Origin of the sequence: Carboxylicivirga linearis, assembly GCF_018271995.1 — a bacterium.
GTDB classification, from domain to species: Bacteria; Bacteroidota; Bacteroidia; order Bacteroidales; family Marinilabiliaceae; genus Carboxylicivirga; species Carboxylicivirga linearis.
The window spans coordinates 33,223-50,766 of sequence record NZ_JAGUCO010000001.1; the positions used below are offsets into that span (position 1 = coordinate 33,223).

The following is a 17,544-nucleotide window of genomic DNA, read 5'->3' on the forward strand; positions in this document are numbered from 1 at the left end:
GATAAATCTTAATATTTGCTATTAAACTTTAGAAAATACTAAAACAGAATGCTTTTCAAGACAAACGGAGTTTACACATTATATACAACCAAAATAAGAGCGTAACACTTTTAATATTCTGTCAGTGGCCACATTTGTTTTTTATATATTTACCAAAATTTTTTGGCATGACTAGGAAGGAGTTTTCACAAGTTTTTGATGGTTTTGATAATATGAACATTTTGGTAATTGGGGATGTAATGATTGATTCATACCTGTGGGGAAATGTTTCACGTATATCACCAGAGGCTCCGGTACCTATCATCTCAACATCTGATAGAGAAGATCGTTTAGGAGGTGCTGCCAATGTCGCTCTTAATATTCAGTCGTTAGGAGCTACTCCAATTCTTTGTTCGGTAGTAGGTAAAGACGATGCGGGTGGTATTTTTCATCAATTACTGAAAAAGAGAAAGCTTCCTGCGGATGGCATTATCAGTTCAAGTAAGAGGCAAACAACAGTTAAAACCCGAATTATTAGTCAGAATCAACATTTGCTGCGGGTTGATGAAGAAGAGGATAAACCTCTGTCTGAAGAATTAGAACAGAAGCTGCAAGATCACATCGCAAGTTTGTTAGAAAGCTATCGGATAGATGCCATTATTTTTGAAGATTACGATAAGGGAACCTTAACTCCTTCATCAATCAGTTATACCATTCAATTGGCCAACGAGAAAGGTATTCCAACTCTGGTAGATCCTAAAAAACGAAATTTTATGGATTATCGGGAGGTTACATTTTTCAAACCTAACTTAAAGGAATTTTTAGAAGGATGTAAATTGGAACTTAATCCCGATAATCAATCGGAGATGCTGGCTGCGGGTAAAGATTTTTTAAAACAGCAGCAGTTTAATAATTTGATGGTTACTATGGCCCGAAGGGGAGTAATGATCATTGATAAACAATCATATCATTTTATTCCGGCTGAAATAAGAAATATAGCTGATGTTTCCGGAGCCGGTGATACCGTTATAAGTGTGAGTGCCTTATGTCTTGCATCGGGTTTGCAATCAGAGTACGTGGCAGCTATAGCCAATATGGCCGGGGGGCTTGTTTGTGAACATTCAGGCGTGGTGCCTATTGATAAGCAAGAACTTATGGAGGAATGTCTGATGAAGTTGGCAAAACAATAGACCTTATTTTGTTCGTAACTTAATGCGAAAAATATACGTAGTCTGCCTAAATGTTTAAGAAAAGATTAACTTTGGCTTTCGGAAAAAAATTTCCATTTTGTAAGCCTTAACTTCATCAAATAAAAACACCAAATAATATGGGTAAGATAATTGCTTTGGCAAACCAAAAAGGAGGAGTTGGAAAAACAACCACTGCTATTAACCTGGCGGCCAGTTTGGCTGTACTGGAATATAAGGTGCTGATTATTGATGCCGATCCCCAGGCCAATGCTACATCAGGATTAGGATTTGATTTAAAAGAGATTGATGACAGCATATACGAATGTATTGTTGACGGTATTGACCCAACAAAAGCAATTTTACAAACCGAGATTGATCATTTGGCCGTAATGCCTTCGCACATTGATTTGGTTGGGGCAGAAATTGAAATGCTGAATCTTCCAAATCGCGAAAGAGTATTAAGTGGTGTGCTTGAACAATTGCGCGATCAATATGACTTTATATTAATTGACTGTTCTCCTTCATTGGGATTAATTACAGTTAATGCACTTACAGCTGCTGACTCGGTAATAATTCCTGTACAATGTGAATACTTTGCATTGGAAGGATTGGGTAAATTATTAAATACCATTAAAATTATTCAAAGCCGACTGAATCCTGAATTGGAAATAGAAGGTTTCTTGCTTACCATGTACGATTCACGATTAAACCTTTCAAATCAGGTTGTGGAAGAAGTTCAAAGACACTTCCAGGATATGGTTTTTGAAACGTTGGTATCGCGTAATATTAAATTAAGTGAGGCACCAAGTTATGGTAAGGCCGTTGTGATGTACGATGCCACTTCTAAAGGTGCAGTTAATTATTTAAATTTGGCAAAAGAATTGCTTAAGAAAAACAACCTGGCAATAAAGAAATAAGAATATAACAATTAATCAATCGGTAATTTAAGATGGCAAAAAAGAGTGCTTTAGGACGTGGATTGGGAGCATTGATTGACAATGCTGATGAGGTGACGCAAAGTAAACCAGCCTCCTCTATTAATGAAATTGAAATTTCAAAAATTGAAGCCAACCCATGGCAACCACGAACTAAATTTGATGATGAGCGCTTGCAAGAGTTATCCAAGTCAATCAAAGAGATTGGTATTGTTCAGCCGTTAACACTGCGTAAGATTGGAAAAGATCGTTATCAGTTAATTGCTGGTGAACGTCGTTTCAGGGCTTCTAAATTAGCCGGATTGGAGAAAGTTCCTGCATATGTCAGAACTGCTGATGATGATACGATGTTGGAAATGGCCTTGGTTGAAAATATTCAACGTGAGGATCTGGATCCGATAGAGGTTGCTATTAGTTATCAACGATTGATTGAAGAATGTAAGCTAACGCAGGAAAGTATGTCGGAGCGTGTAGGAAAGAAGCGTTCTACCATTACTAATTACCTTCGTTTGTTAAAATTACCAGCAGAAGTTCAGTTAGGCCTTGTTGCAAAAGAAATAGGAATGGGGCATGCCCGTGCTATAATTAGTGTCGAGGATCCGAATGCTCAGTTACAAATTTACGAAGAGACAGTTAAAAATGATTTGTCAGTTCGTAAAGTTGAAGAGTTGGTGAGAGATCTTAACTCTGGCAAAAAAGAGAAGAAAGAAAAAAAGGCAAAAACTGAAGATCCTGAAGAGTACAAGGAGTTGAAGTCGCAGCTTTCAACATTCTTTCAAACCAATATACAATTCACCCGCACAGAAAATGGAAAAGGAAAGATTGTAATTCCTTTTACGTCTGATGATGAATTGGAAAAAATCATTGGTATATTGGATAAAGCCAAGTAGTAATTATAGCTTTACCAAAAATTAATAACATTGACCTTAGCATTATCACATCGCAAATGGCTGATTAGCCTCGTATTTCTGCTTGGCACTTGCATCACTTCATGGGCTCAATCAGATACATTAGTATTAAATAAGGATACGGCTTTTATAGAAGGTACACAGGTTGAGTTTGTTAAAGAGAAAAAACCTCATTCGCCCCATAAAGCGTCATTTTATGCCGCTATTTTACCGGGTATGGGGCAGATCTACAATAAAAAGTACTGGAAACTCCCTATTCTGTATGGAGGAATTGGCGCTACCGGATATGCCATTCATTTCAACTCAAAGTATTATAAAAAATATAGATCAGCCTATCGCGATTTTATTATCCAAGACCCGGGTAATAAGAGTTATCTCGAGTTTATACCTCCCGGATTGACCGAAGCAGACGTTGTGGGAGGTACCTATGAATCTTGGTTTGAAGATGCTCTGGAAAGAAAAAAACAGTATTATAAACGATATCGCGACCTCAGCTACTTTATTATGGTAGGGGTGTACATTATTCAAATTGTAGATGCTGCAGTTGATGCTCATTTTTACAATTTTAGTATTAGTGATGATTTAAGTATGCGAGTTAATCCCACAATCATGGAATCATCGCGAGGTGATTATGGAGGAGTGGGAATTCAGTTGAATTTTAAGTTTTGATATCATATGTGGTTAAAGAAAGGATTAGTATCGCTTTCAATAGTGATGATAGGGTTAAGTGGGAAAGGGCAAACTACAGTTATTGATACTCTTCCGGACCCTGCTCCTGAGTATCTTGAGCAATGCTTAGATAGTCTGGTAAATCAATGGTATGTTAGTAAATCTGCTACCAATCTGGTTTTAGATAGTATACCTGAAAATGATAGTATAGCAAAGCTTTCATTGCCTGACTCTGTTTATATAAAGCGATTATCAGAGATTAGTTCTCCAATTAATTACACATTTAATTCAAAGGTTAAGGCGTATATAGAGTTGTATACCTTAAAGCGTCGTGAACAGGTACAAAGTATGCTGGGGCTATCTCAGTATTACTTCCCAATGTTTGAAGAAGTATTGGATGCCCGTCAGATGCCTTTGGAACTAAAATATTTACCAATTATAGAGTCTGCTTTAAATCCCAGAGCATACTCCAGAGCCGGTGCATCAGGTCTGTGGCAATTTATGTATTACACAGGAAAACAATATGGATTGAATATCAATTCATATGTAGACGAGAGACGTGATCCATATAGGTCATCAGTGGCTGCTGCTGATTTTTTGCAGGATTTATATGATATCTATAAAGATTGGTTTTTGGTAATAGCTGCTTATAACTGTGGACCAGGTAATGTTAATAAGGCAATACGCCGTTCGGGTGGACATCGGGATTTTTGGAAGATATACTATCATCTGCCTCGCGAAACAAGAGGGTATGTTCCAGCGTTTATTGCGGCTACATACACTTTTACCTATGCTAAAGAGCATAATCTTTATGCATCAGCCAATAATTTGCCTATTGTATCGGATACGATTATGGTAAATCAGCCTCTTCATCTGAAACAAGTGGCAGAAATGCTGAATGTTAAGTTAGACTATTTACGAGATTTAAATCCTCAGTACAGACGAGACGTTGTACCTGCAAATAAAGAGCCTTACCCATTAAGGTTATCTTTAAATTTATCGTCAGAGTTTGCTGCTTATGAAGACACCATTTACGCGCATAATCGAAATAACTATTTTCCGGGAGGTCAATTAGTATCCAATCCTGAATACACAAAATACACACCATCTGTACCAAAAGGAAAAGAAACGGTTTGGTATACGGTTAAATCAGGAGATGCTGTTGGACTGATTGCTGATTGGTACGATGTTAGAACATCCGATTTGCGCTACTGGAACAATATACGACGTAATCTTATTAAGGTAGGACAAAAACTGGCTATCTATGTGCCTAAAAATAAGGTTGAATATTATAAAAGTATAAATAGCATGTCCTATGCTGAAAAGCAACGATTAAATGGGCGTACAGCAACAGCTAGCACTTCTGTAAAAAGTAAACCTAAGCCAGTTATTGAAGATGGTGAATACATCTATTATACTGTTCGCTCTGGCGATAATTTATGGAGTATAGCTAAAAAATACAGTGGTGTTTCTAATACCGACATTATGAGGTTGAATAACCTTAGTAATGGTGCCAAAATATCACCGGGACAAAAATTAAAAATAAAGCCAAAAGCATAGTTTTAGTTTACAGAAACTTATTACTTCATCATAATTTCTCCCTATTTCTTTTAGTGGAGAAATTTTCTTTTTATTTTGGTAAGTAAAATAGCAATGAGACAAGCTCTTCGCATACTATTTATTTATCTGATCATTATAGGTCTGGCGTATGCTATGCTATATTTTATACCTCTAAAATTCCTACCACAATCACTAAATTTCTCTAACCCCGATTTAATCACTAATCAGCAGGATAGCTTCGAAATTATTTCATTGCTTAAACAGGACAGCTTATTAATAGAGCCGGAAGATACATTAGTTGTAGCTCCCGTTAAGGAAGATACTGTAATAGTGGCCAATTTTCTTAGTTGTCCCTCAAAGTTTCTGTCACAGCTTAAATTGTTTCATGACAAACTTAGTAATGCGCATAAACATAAGGAGGTTGTGAGAATTCTCCATTTTGGTGATTCTCAAATTGAAGGAGATAGGATTACAGAGCATTTAAGAGAAAGGTTTCAGGAGAGATTTGGAGGTAGTGGCCCTGGTTTAAATTGTATTCTTGATCCTCAAAGGATGAATCCGTCGGTGTGGCTCGACAATAACGATAACTGGCAATTAGAATCAATTTATGATAGAAACCGAGATAAGAGTAGGAATACCTACGGTTTACTTGGTCAATATGCTTTAATAGATACTGCGCTTGTTGGGGAATTTAAAATATCAAAATCACCCTGGGCAGAGCCTCATGCAAAAAATTATCAAAGAATAAAGCTATTTCTAGCTCCACATAGTGATTCTGTTATTATTAAAGGATCAATTAAAAATACCGAAGTAATCAACGACACCTTGCCATTATCATCCAATCTAACGGAGATTAACTGGTTGTTTTCGCAGGTTTCACCGTCTATATTATTTCAAATTAAAAGTAATAAAGAAGTAGCTGTTTTAGGAGTGGCTCTGGATAGTATCTCAGGAGTAGCAGTAGATAATATTGCCTTGCGTGGCCAAAGTTCACCTTTATTGCATAGAACAAATGCCGATTTATTTAAAGCAATGGGTGAACAGCTTAATATTGGAATGATTATACTCCAATATGGTACTAACATTATCCCAACGGAAACCTCCAACTATGGTTTTTACAGGAAAATATTGGCTAAACAATTCGACCTTCTTACCGAGTATCTGCCTGATGTACCTGTTTTATTTGTTGGTGTTGCTGATGCGGCAAAAAGTATCGATGGACAGACAGAATCGTACAAGCATCTGGTTGATTTGCGAAATACTCAAAAAGAGTTAGCTCTTCAATACGACTTTGCATATTTTGATTTGTATGAAGCCATGGGAGGGGCCGGATCAATTGTAAAATGGACTGAAGAAGAACCACCTTTAGCATTAACTGACTATGTACATTTCTCACGAAAAGGCGGTGAAAAAGCCGCTGAATATTTAGTAACAGCTTTATGGAAGCATTTTGATGATCTGTACCAGATGAATGATAGTACCTTTGTGCCACTTGATAGTTTACAATTATGGAAAAACTAATACAATGGTTAGAAAGTCAGTCTGATTTATTTCTGTTTACCCAAACAGGATTCTGGGCGTTTTTTGCTATTGTATTATTGGTGAATATGCTTGTTTGTAAAAACAGGATATTACGGAGTGGATTTTTATTTGTTGCCAGCTTATATTTTTATTTTAAAACCGGGGGATACTTCTTTTCCTTATTGATTTTATCAACCATTGTTGATTACTTTATTGGTCTCTTATTAGGGAAGTTTCACAAGAAAATGGTAAGGAAGCTATTGGTAATGATTAGTTTACTAGTCAATCTTTCAGTTCTTGCTTATTTTAAATATACGTATTTTATAGCAGATGTAATATCTGCCATAAGTCACAAACCAATTGATGTGGTTGATTATCTTGCCCAATGGATTAATCAGGTTAGCGGAACTCAATTTGATATCAATTCAATTACTTTACCAGTAGGTATCTCATTTTTTACTTTTCAAACAATTAGTTATACCATTGATGTTTACAGGCGGGAACTTAAGCCGGTAACTAACATTATTGATTTTGGTTTTTATGTTTCGTTTTTCCCCCAGTTAATTGCTGGGCCTATCGTGCGTGCCCGATCTTTTATTCCTCAAATATATAGGCGTTTTGTTTTGTCTGAGAAATGGATGTGGTGGGCTTTTCTTTTAATTTTAGGTGGATTGTTTAAGAAGATGGTCATCTCCGACTATATCTCTGTAAATTTTGTAGATCGTGTTTTTCAACATCCTATTTCTTATTCAGGATTTGAAGTTTTATTAGCGGTTTATGGATATGCACTTCAAATTTATTGTGATTTTTCGGGCTATACAGATATTGCGTTAGGAGTAGCTCTTTTACTTGGTTTCCGTCTACCTGTTAATTTTAATCATCCATATCAGGCTGTTTCTATTCGTGATTTTTGGAGACGATGGCATATTAGTCTTTCATCGTGGCTTCGCGATTATTTATATATCCCTTTGGGTGGAAATAAAGGAAATGCTTTACGAACAGGTTTTAACCTGATGATAACCATGCTGCTTGGAGGATTATGGCATGGAGCTGCTTTGAAGTTTGTTGTATGGGGAGCTTTACATGGAATGGCTTTAGTTATCAATCGGGTAGTATTGAGTGTTTGGAAAGCAAGTAGAAATAAAGTACGTCTATTTGCAGGATGGTTTATAACTTTTCATTTTGTTGTTCTTACTTGGATTGTCTTTAGGGTAGACTCATTGGAAAATGCTGAAATATTAATTAGTCGATTATTCAGGGCTTTTTCTCCCAATAGTTTTTCAGATGTTGTTTTCTCACAGACTTATTTGTTTATCCTGATTTTACTGGGTTTCATTCTTCATTTTATTCCAGCACGTTGGCATCATCGATTTAAGTTAGTATTCATTAAGTTACCGCTAATTGTAAAAATAATTGTGGCCGCATCAATGGTATTTATTATCATTCAAATGCATCAATCTGATGTTTTACCATTTATCTACTTCCGCTTTTAATTAAATATTTGTGAAATGCATTTTTTCATATGTATTGAGGCTTGTTAAGGTTTAGCGAAAAGGTTATATTTATCGTGTAATTATCAACCCATGAGAAAATACATGCTATCAACCATTGTAACGATATGGTTGAGCTTACAATTTGTTAGTGGACAACACTATCATTTTAAACAATACTCCCTTGAAGAAGGTCTTCCCCAGTCCGAAATCTACGGTCTGACAGAAGATCAATTTGGATATCTATGGGTTGGAACTAACGGAGGCGGCTTGTGTCGGTTCAATGGGATGAGTTTTGAGGTTTTTACACGGAAAGATGGATTGATGGATAATATCATTCTCGGGCTCCATCACGATGAAAACTATAACCTGTGGATTGGTACCCCTAAAGGGCTCCAAAAGTTTGATGGCAATGGATTCACGAATGTTCTTCAGTCAGATTCAGCCATATTTGCCGATCAGCTTGCGTTTTGTGAAATTGGAGAAAACAACCTCTGGTGTCTGACACGAAATAATACAGGTGCACAAACTTTATTTAAAATTGAAAATGATAGTTTAATAAACTATTCTGAAAAGTTCAATAATCAATTGGGTGATGATAATACTATTCTCAGGATTGTAGCCGATCGTGAGGATAAGTTGTTGATATCCACCATTCATGATTTATACCGATTTGATGGGCAAACCCTTGAGGTGGTTGAAACCTCAGAAATGGGAATTGATGATAGCGCCATTAAATATCCATTGTTTGTTGATAGAAGTAATAAAATGTGGTGTTTATTATTCTATCGGGAAGGTAATAGTCAGCTGGTTGCTCATACTCCCGGAGGTAAAGTAAAAACAATTACCGTTCCGGAGAAAGTGAAAGGTAAAACCATCTTTAATGGGTTTGAAGATCGTAGTGGTTCACTTTGGTTTTTAATTGAGAATGGTGGAGTCTTAAACTATGGCAAAAAAGGATGGCGCTTATTTGATAAAAGCAATGGATTACCGATTGAAATGGTATATAGGATTCATGAGGATGCTGAAGGTAATATTTGGATGGGAACTATTGGTGGTGGACTGGTACGATACAGTGGTGATCTTTTTACTTCGCTCAATCAAACCAATGGACTCACTGATGATATGACCAGAGCGATCTTTCAGGATTCAAGAGGTAAATATTATTTTGCTGATGGAGATGGTGGCTTTACAACCCTTAAGAATGGAACTCTAAAACAATATCCAGAGAGGTCGATTGGTGATTTTGGGGGCATCAGTGATTTCAAAGAATTACCAGACGGTAATATTTTGCTTTGCACGCGCAATGGGCTATTTGAATTTAATGGTACAAATGCCAGTTCGTTAAATACCCAATATGGTTGGAGGAGTAAGATTCCTATCAAAGGAATTACTCAACTAAAAGACACAACCTTCTTTGCCACTATAGGCTTTGGATTGATTAAAAGTGTGAACGGAAAGGCAGAGTTCTTCAATTCGTACAATTCTAAATTGCTTGATAATAATATCACCGATTTATTTCTTGATAGTAAGGATCGACTTTGGATTTCTTCCACTAGGGGAATTACTTTGTATGAAAAGGGTAAACTAACAAATTTCAGCCAACAAAAAGCGTTATCCTCATCCTATATTTTGCAGGCAGCTGAGGATAGAGCTGGTCATATTTGGTTTGCAAGCTATACAAAGGGCCTTATTATTTATAACAATAACAACTGGACTACTTTTGATACTTCTAACGGAATCTCATCAGATAATATTTACTCAATTATTTCAGATGAAAAAGGAAATATATGGGCAGGAGCTCAAAATGGAGTTGATAAGATTGTAATTAGCAATACCGGAGAAGTAAAAGGAATAGAATATTTCGACCGTCATGATGGTTTTGTTGGAATAGAAAATAATAGTGGAGCCAACTTCAAAGATAGAAATGGAAATTTATGGTTTGGTACAGTAAAAGGTGTTATGCGATATAATCCTAGTGAGAGAAAAATTAATTATTTACCTCCGCCGGTTTATATCAGAGACATTGAATTATCATACAAAAAACCAGCTTGGGACAGTGAAGAATATGCAAGCAGATACGATTCCTTGGTTCCTTGGTTTGGAATACCTAACCAATTAACCTTGCCTAAAGAGCAGAATAATATATCGTTTACCTTTGATGCGTTGTGCTACACCATTCCTGAAAAGATACAATACAGGTGGAGGCTTGAACCAATAGAAAGTGAATGGATAATGGGTAAAAATAATGAAGTGGCTTACCCATCGTTACCACCGGGAGATTATACCTTTAGAGTTACGGCAGCTAATAATAATGGAGTATGGAATGAAGAAGGGGCAATTTATAACTTTAGTATACACCCGGCATGGTATCAAACGCTTGGATTTAAGCTTGTAATAGCGGCCTTTATTATTACGATTCTTTTAGTCGTTATCTTTTTGTGGAATAAAAATATTAAAAAGCTCCGCTTTGAGATGGAAACACTCGTGGTAGCTAAAACAAAGGAAATTACTAAACAAAAGGCACAAATTGAATCTAAAAATACGGAACTTGAGAAGCAAAAAGAACAAATAACCCGTCAGGCACAATCGATCTCTTCGTCGTTTAACGACTTGGAAAAATTGACAGAAATAGGAAAAACGCTCACTGCCAACTTGTCAATTTCACGAATTTTTGAGCTTCTATATAAAGCAACCAGTGAGATTATGGATACGTATCTGTTTGGTTTCGGCCTTTATAATCAGGAAACCAATTCTCTGGATTTTCAACATATTATTCTTCAGGGTGAGCAAACTCCATTTTTAACATTCTCGCTTGATGATACAGAAAGGCTTTCAATTCATTGCTTGCTCAATGACAAGGAAATATACATTCATGATTTCGATAATGAATATAAGAATTACGTGAATGAGATAAGGCCTGTGCCGGGTGACATTAACAGTAAATCAATCATATATATTCCTATTAAAGTTAATGAAGCCCCATTCGGGGTTATTACTGTGCAAAGTGCTGAGGTTAATGCGTACTCCAGCTATCATCTTAATTTTATGCGTAATATTGGGATCTACACCAGTATTGCTCTTGAAAATGCAAGTACGTTTCAACAATTAAAATCTCAGCAGAAAGATCTGGAGGTGGCTAATCAAACAGCCATCAGTCAAAAAGAGCAAATGCAAAAACAACGCGATGATTTGGATCGCTTATATGCCGAAAATAATCACCTAATAAGGTTGTTTACTACTGAATTAGAAAGGCCTATTACTTCCTCTCTTTCCATCGCCAATGCATTGCAAGGCGAAAAAGAAGTGGGAATTGAAGAAATGAATAATGCCTTGGTTAAGATCTTAGAATCCCTTTGGCAGATAAAAGATATGCTCAATCAAGTCAGTGAGATTAAACGTCTGGAGCAAGATGAATTCCGAATTCATAAAAGCAAAGTACCGTTATCTTCATTACTCAGGGAAGTAGCCGGGCAATATGAAGAATATCTGCAGAATAAAAAGATAGAGGTGGTTTGGGATTTAAGCGATACGGTTGTTGAATCGGATTATACCTTACTGGAAAAAATACTCTCCAATCTACTTTCTAATGCAATAAAATTCTCTGAACCAGAGACAAATATTACTATCAATTGCTACGAAGATGATGAGCGGGTAACCATTGGTGTGCGTGATGAAGGTCCGGGCATGTCAGAAGAAGATCAAAAGCGATTATTTACCAAATTTAATAAGCTTAGTAATCAAACTGCCAATAATGAAGTTTCATCCGGACTTGGCCTATACATTGTAAAAAGATACATTGATGGACTGGGTGGAGAGATTAGCTGCAATAGTCATTTAGGTATTGGAACAACCTTTTATGTGCGTCTGCCAAAATAAAAATTGGCAAACTATTTGTTATCACAAATAGCAAACAATTAAATTTTACAGCTATGTACGCAAGTCCATTATTATTTATATTTCTTTTTTTCTTAATTGTAAGTTGGATTGTTAGCTCTAAATTGAAAAGCAAATTTAAAGCTTACTCTAAAGTACCTATTAACTATGGTATGACAGGTGCTGAAGTAGCCCAAAAGATGTTAAGAGATAATGGTCTGATGAATATTCAGATTAATGCTGTTCAGGGTTCGTTAAGTGATCATTATAACCCAACCGACAGAACTATTAATTTAAGTCCGGATGTTTACCATGGTCGAAGTGTTGCTGCTGCAGCTGTGGCAGCCCACGAAACAGGTCACGCCATTCAGCATGCTAATAGCTATAGCTTACTTGAGTTTCGTTCTGCTTTGGTTCCTTTGCAAAATGTAAGTGCTAAATTGTTGAATATTATATTTATAGCTATGTTTTTCGGAGCGTTTGCGTTACCCGGACTATTAAGCTTTGATTTAGCATTACAGATTATTATTGCCTGTTATGGAATATTTACACTGGCTGCATTTGTTACTTTACCGGTAGAAATAGATGCCAGTCGCAGAGCTTTAGTTTGGTTAAAAACGGCAGGTATAACATCGCACGATACATATGGAAAAGCTAAAGATGCCTTAAAATGGGCTGCTTACACTTATGTAGTGGCTGCCTTATCTGCTTTAGCAACATTACTTTATTATGTAATGATATTTTTAGGAAACAGAGATTAATAAAAAACAAGATAGGTATTAAAGGGTGGCTTTGAGCTACCCTTTTTTATTGGTTGTAATAGTTATAGTCTTTTAGAATAGTATTTAAAAATTCAATTGCCGGCTGTTTACTTTCTATGTTCATTTTCTTTAATACCACCTCTTTTGTTTTTAATGCCAAGGGGTGAGGGGCTCCTATGCTATTGTATGAATTGTCTTTATTAGCTAAATTCAATACTTCTTTAACGGTTTGCATATCTTTTTCATGAAGCTTTATGACTTCGGGATATTTAGGAGAATATCCTTCTTCAACTTCAACGTATGCTGTATCGTTTAAATCACCTTTGGCATCAATCTTTAATACGGCTGTGCCAGCTGCCAGATCACCAATACGCTTCCCTTTTCCATTAATTATGACGGTTAATAGCGCTCCTAGCCCATAGGTTAAATGGAAATCTACAATCCTAAAAATCCAACGAATAAAACAAGCTCCAAAGTTAAGTTCACCGCCATCCAATTTTACAACTCTCATTTTCATAATCATCTTTCCAAAGGTTTGTCCATTTAAAAACAAATCACAAAGAAGATTATAAAATACTATTGGTAATCCAAGTAAGCTAAACCACCAGTTGGGGACCTCAATTATATTAAAAATAATGATTCCCAGAATCACACCATAACTGATTTTAATAAAGCCATCAATTAGATGTCCTAACAGGCGATCTCCAACACTAGCCAATTGAAAATCTATATCAACATTTTGAGTAGTTGAAATTTGTAAATGTTCCATCGAGGTTTAGGAAATTGAATGATGTATTAAGTGTATAAAAGTAGCAAAATAAATTTTTTATGTGTGAAATTTTAAGTTTATTCGTACTACTCATAGCCAGACCCTATGAAAGAGATAACATTTATCAACCGTAATAAAAAAAGATGGGAGAGATTTGAATCTCAGTTGCAAAATGCTTCTGTGATGACTCCTGACGAGCTAGCTGATCAGTTTATTCAATTAACAGATGATTTAGCGTTTGCGCGTACTTATTATCCTAAAACCCGTACACTAAGTTATCTCAATAGCCTTTCGCAAAAAACGCATCAGGAAATTTACAGGAATAAAAGAGAAAAAGGTAGCAGAATACCAAAGTTTATAGCTGTTGAACTTCCGCTTATTCTTAATTCTGCACGTCCGTATTTTCTATTATCCTTGCTGATATTTATGGCTGCCTGGGCTCTTGGAGCCGTATCTGCTTATGTTGATGATGATTTTTTAAGAGTTATTGCAGGTGATCAATATGTGAATATGACATTGGATAACATCGAAAAGGGAGATCCAATGGCAGTTTATTCAACAATGGAAGAAATGCCCATGTTTTTGGGAATTACCTTCAATAATGTTTTTGTATCCTTTTATGTGTACATCATGGGTTTGCTTACACCATTAGGAACTATCTTTCAGATATTCAGAAACGGAATAATGGTAGGTGCATTTCAGGCTTTCTTCTATCATAAAAACCTATTAGGAGTATCTACATTTGCTATTATGATACATGGTACTTTAGAGTTATCAGCTATTGTGTTAGCAGGTGGAGCAGGTATTATAATGGGTAAGTACCTGCTATTTCCAGGCACTTATCCTCGCAAAGACTCTTTTGTTTATGGAGTTAAAAAAAGCATAAAAATAATGATTGGACTAGTTCCGGTTTTTATAATAGCAGGCTTTTTAGAAGGTTTCGTAACCCGATTTTATAATAGTATGGAAACATGGGTTAATATTTCAATAATTGCCCTTTCATTAACCTTTATTGTTTGGTACTTTTTTCTTTATCCTGTAACAGTATACAAACGATATATTCAACAAATAGCAAAGAATGATTAATACGGACGTTGATTTTAATCAGAAGCGTGACTTCAGTGATATTATAAATGTTACTTTTAGTTTTATAAAACAAGAGTTTAAAGAGCTTTTCAGCACAATAGCTATATATACTTTTATACCGCTGCTTGGGGTAGCAATAATAAGTGTTTTCTATACTTCGGATATTTGGGGAACCTATATACAAGGAATTGTTAGCCGATCGCCTGCAGTGGAAGCACCCAATTTAACCTACTTACTTCTTTTAATAGTACTTTCAATTGTTGGTAATATAATGGTTATGGGAATTACTTTTGAATACGTAAACCTTTATAACATCAAAGGGAAAGGTAATTTTACAAGAGCCGATGTAGCAAATGCATTTGCGAAAGACTTTTTAAAGATTCTTGGATATAATCTGGTGATTTTTATAGTTATCTTTTTTGCCTTTTTATTTTTCATTATTCCCGGAATATATCTATCTGTTCCTTTAGCATTTGTAACACTAGTTTTAATTGCTGAAAAAACAGGCTTTTCGAAATCGTGGAGTCGATGCTTTGAGTTTATTAGAGATAATTGGTGGATTACCTTTGCTCTGATATTAATTACCTATATAATAATTGGGATTATGTCTTTGGTATTTAGTATTCCAATGAGCATTTATGGTGGAATACAAGGTTATACAGCTGCCAGTGTAGGAGAGTTTGATATGAATTTTGGGATATTAACCATTTTCTCAATCATATCAACCTTAGGAAGTGCCTGGTTATATGTAATCATGTATATCATGCTGGGAGCGCAATACTATAGCTTAAATTCCAACAAGAGTAAGGCCAGTTCTATTTTAGATCGCATTAATGAAATTGAAGATCGACCTGTTGAAGATTCTTTTTAAACATATACTGGTTTTAGCATTTCTTTTAATCGGTTTTCAGATAAAAGCCGAGACGGAAGTTAATGTCTCAACAGATTCAATTGAAGCCTGGGATAATAGCTTTGTTGACTATCGGCATGCTTCGGCAGATACCATTGCCTATTACAAGCAACTTCCGGAGTATGATTATAATGAAGTAAAGCAAACTGAAAGTTTACTTGATAAGTTTTTAAAGTGGTTAGCATCATTACTTTTTAGTGGTAATGGAGCATCCTGGACTGGCTGGATATTAATTGTGTTGGCTGTATTTGCTTTGCTGGCCATCATCATTCGACTTTTTGGGATCCCTATTAAAGGATTATTTGTTTTTTCACGTTCCACAAAAGTTACAGAGCTTAACTTTAGTACAGGTAGTGGAGACTTAGAAAATGAGAATCTTGATAAATTACTTAAAGGCTTTATTGAAGGGCAGGCATATAGAGAGGCGACAAGAACACTGTTTTTAATGACTTTACGTCAACTAAACCGGAATCAACTGATTAAATGGAGTATATGGAAAACAGATAGAGAGTATTACTATGAGTTAAAGGATGAAAAACTAAAAGCTGAGTTCTTAAAAGCAATTAGGCAATATGAATACATATGGTATGGAAAATTCACACCTGAAAAAGAATATTTTGAAAAAGTCAGATTACAGTTTTCAGAATTGAAACAATCAATAGCAGCGGTTAAAAATTAATTACATGAATAAGCAAAAGTCAAATAATATATTACTCTTTGGGATTCCTTCTTTGATTCTCATTTTGGCTTTTGTTATTACTTATGCTCCTAAACCAATTGATTGGCGTTTAAGCTATTCTAAGAAAGATTCTAAACCATTTGGGAATAAAATATTGTTTGAATTATTACCTGTGTTAATGGGAGACAATTCAATTAGTACCTCTCATAGTGATTTATCTTTTTTTGTAGGTGATGAGCTTCCGGAAGGAGAAAACTTTATTTTAATTAACAACCAAATTTTATTTGAGAACAATGATTCAGAGACAATAGATGATTTGTTGCTTAAAGGGAATAATGTATTTATTGCAGCTGAGAAGTACGATGAAGGTTTTTTAGACTCCTTAAATATAAAGATAGAGTTAAGTCAGATACAACAATTACCGTTCGGAAGCAAAGATTCAACCAGCTTAAACCTGGCAAATCGCCAACTTAAATCGGCATTTGGTTATGGGTATTCTAAGGGAATAAACAATAATTTCTTTACGTCATATGATACTTTGCATACGTCTGTTTTGGGTATAAATAGTAAAGGAAAAACAAACTTCATTAGGGTTAAAAAAGGTAGTGGTTGGCTTTATTTGCATTTAAATCCGATTGCATTTACCAATTACAGCCTGCTTGATAACGACAATGCAGACTATGCTTTTAAATGTTTATCCTACCTGCCAAGAGCAAAAACAATATGGGATGAACATTACAAAGTTGGAATGCATCGTCAGAAAACACCGTTAAGTTATATTTTTGAGAATCCACCGCTACGTTTGGCTTACTACCTGATGCTGATAGGTGCCATACTGTTTTTGATATTCGAATCAGCTCGTCGACAACGAATGATACCTATTGTTAAACCGCTGGATAATAGCACAGTTAATTTTGTAGAAACCATTGGGCGCTTATACTTTAGTAAGAAAAATCATTTAGATATAGCTACCAAGAAATTTACTTATTTCAAAGAGTTTGTGCGATCTAAGTATTATGTCCGTACATCACCTCTTACCGATGAAATGTATACGCAGTTGGCTGAGAAGTCACAAATTCCAATTCGAAGTATTCGCCAATTATTTGAGATGGGCGAGAGCTTAAGAAAGATAAAAAAGCTGTCGGAAGCTGATCTGGAACAGTTTAATCGCAAGATTGAATACTTTTATGAAAATTGCCAATAAAAAATAA

The 17,544-nt window shown here is 35.5% G+C and carries 14 protein-coding genes; 13 read left to right on the forward strand and 1 reads right to left on the reverse strand.

All coding sequences use genetic code 11. The features are described 5' to 3' along the window. Nucleotides 1–167 precede the first annotated feature (167 nt). The 9 genes from KEM10_RS00105 (at nt 168) to KEM10_RS00145 (ending at nt 12,889) form a co-directional block, all read left to right on the forward strand. The gene (locus KEM10_RS00105; protein ID WP_212211906.1) at nt 168–1,169 is read left to right on the forward strand and encodes a bifunctional heptose 7-phosphate kinase/heptose 1-phosphate adenyltransferase; all 1,002 of its coding nucleotides are present in this window, start codon (nt 168–170) and stop codon (nt 1,167–1,169) included. Nucleotides 1,170–1,306: 137 nt separating this feature from the next. Next, nucleotides 1,307–2,086, forward strand: a complete 780-nt coding sequence (locus tag KEM10_RS00110) for a ParA family protein (RefSeq protein WP_212211909.1) — start codon at nt 1,307–1,309, stop codon at nt 2,084–2,086. Between the two features lie 32 nt (nt 2,087–2,118). After that, a complete protein-coding gene (locus KEM10_RS00115) occupies nt 2,119–2,994 on the forward strand; it encodes a ParB/RepB/Spo0J family partition protein (protein ID WP_212211912.1) in 876 nt (291 codons plus the stop codon). Between the two features lie 30 nt (nt 2,995–3,024). After that, nucleotides 3,025–3,681 carry a DUF5683 domain-containing protein gene (locus KEM10_RS00120; protein WP_212211915.1) on the forward strand — a complete coding sequence of 219 codons (657 nt, stop codon included), beginning with the start codon at nt 3,025–3,027 and terminating at the stop codon, nt 3,679–3,681. Between the two features lie 6 nt (nt 3,682–3,687). Further along, nucleotides 3,688–5,241 carry a lytic transglycosylase domain-containing protein gene (locus KEM10_RS00125; protein WP_212211918.1) on the forward strand — a complete coding sequence of 518 codons (1,554 nt, stop codon included), beginning with the start codon at nt 3,688–3,690 and terminating at the stop codon, nt 5,239–5,241. Nucleotides 5,242–5,334: 93 nt separating this feature from the next. Then, nucleotides 5,335–6,762, forward strand: a complete 1,428-nt coding sequence (locus KEM10_RS00130) for an SGNH/GDSL hydrolase family protein (protein WP_212211921.1) — start codon at nt 5,335–5,337, stop codon at nt 6,760–6,762. Beyond that, nucleotides 6,750–8,255 carry an MBOAT family O-acyltransferase gene (locus KEM10_RS00135; protein ID WP_212211924.1) on the forward strand — a complete coding sequence of 502 codons (1,506 nt, stop codon included), beginning with the start codon at nt 6,750–6,752 and terminating at the stop codon, nt 8,253–8,255. The genes KEM10_RS00130 and KEM10_RS00135 overlap by 13 nt, the downstream gene beginning before the upstream one ends. A 90-nt stretch (nt 8,256–8,345) precedes the next feature. Continuing rightward, entirely contained in the window at nt 8,346–12,131 is a 3,786-nt protein-coding gene (locus KEM10_RS00140) for a sensor histidine kinase (RefSeq protein WP_212211927.1), read from the forward strand. A 53-nt stretch (nt 12,132–12,184) separates the two neighbouring features. Further along, nucleotides 12,185–12,889: a zinc metallopeptidase gene (locus tag KEM10_RS00145; protein ID WP_212211930.1), complete on the forward strand. Its 705-nt coding sequence runs from the start codon at nt 12,185–12,187 to the stop codon at nt 12,887–12,889. A gap of 46 nt (nt 12,890–12,935) precedes the next feature. On the opposite strand, the gene KEM10_RS00150 is transcribed toward KEM10_RS00145, so the two are convergent. Further along, entirely contained in the window at nt 12,936–13,658 is a 723-nt protein-coding gene (locus KEM10_RS00150) for an RDD family protein (RefSeq protein ID WP_212211933.1), read from the reverse strand. Between the two features lie 105 nt (nt 13,659–13,763). Between KEM10_RS00150 and KEM10_RS00155 the strand changes: the two genes are divergently transcribed. From KEM10_RS00155 to KEM10_RS00170, 4 genes are read left to right on the forward strand one after another with little or no spacing between them, the layout of a single operon-like run. Continuing rightward, nucleotides 13,764–14,744, forward strand: coding sequence for a stage II sporulation protein M (locus KEM10_RS00155; RefSeq protein ID WP_212211936.1), 981 nt, complete (start codon nt 13,764–13,766; stop codon nt 14,742–14,744). Continuing rightward, entirely contained in the window at nt 14,737–15,615 is an 879-nt protein-coding gene (locus tag KEM10_RS00160; protein ID WP_212211938.1) for a hypothetical protein, read from the forward strand. The genes KEM10_RS00155 and KEM10_RS00160 overlap by 8 nt, the downstream gene beginning before the upstream one ends. Then, the gene (locus KEM10_RS00165; RefSeq protein ID WP_212211943.1) at nt 15,578–16,333 is read left to right on the forward strand and encodes a hypothetical protein; all 756 of its coding nucleotides are present in this window, start codon (nt 15,578–15,580) and stop codon (nt 16,331–16,333) included. The genes KEM10_RS00160 and KEM10_RS00165 overlap by 38 nt, the downstream gene beginning before the upstream one ends. A 4-nt stretch (nt 16,334–16,337) precedes the next feature. After that, nucleotides 16,338–17,537, forward strand: a complete 1,200-nt coding sequence (locus KEM10_RS00170) for a DUF4350 domain-containing protein (protein WP_212211946.1) — start codon at nt 16,338–16,340, stop codon at nt 17,535–17,537. Nucleotides 17,538–17,544: the final 7 nt, after the last annotated feature.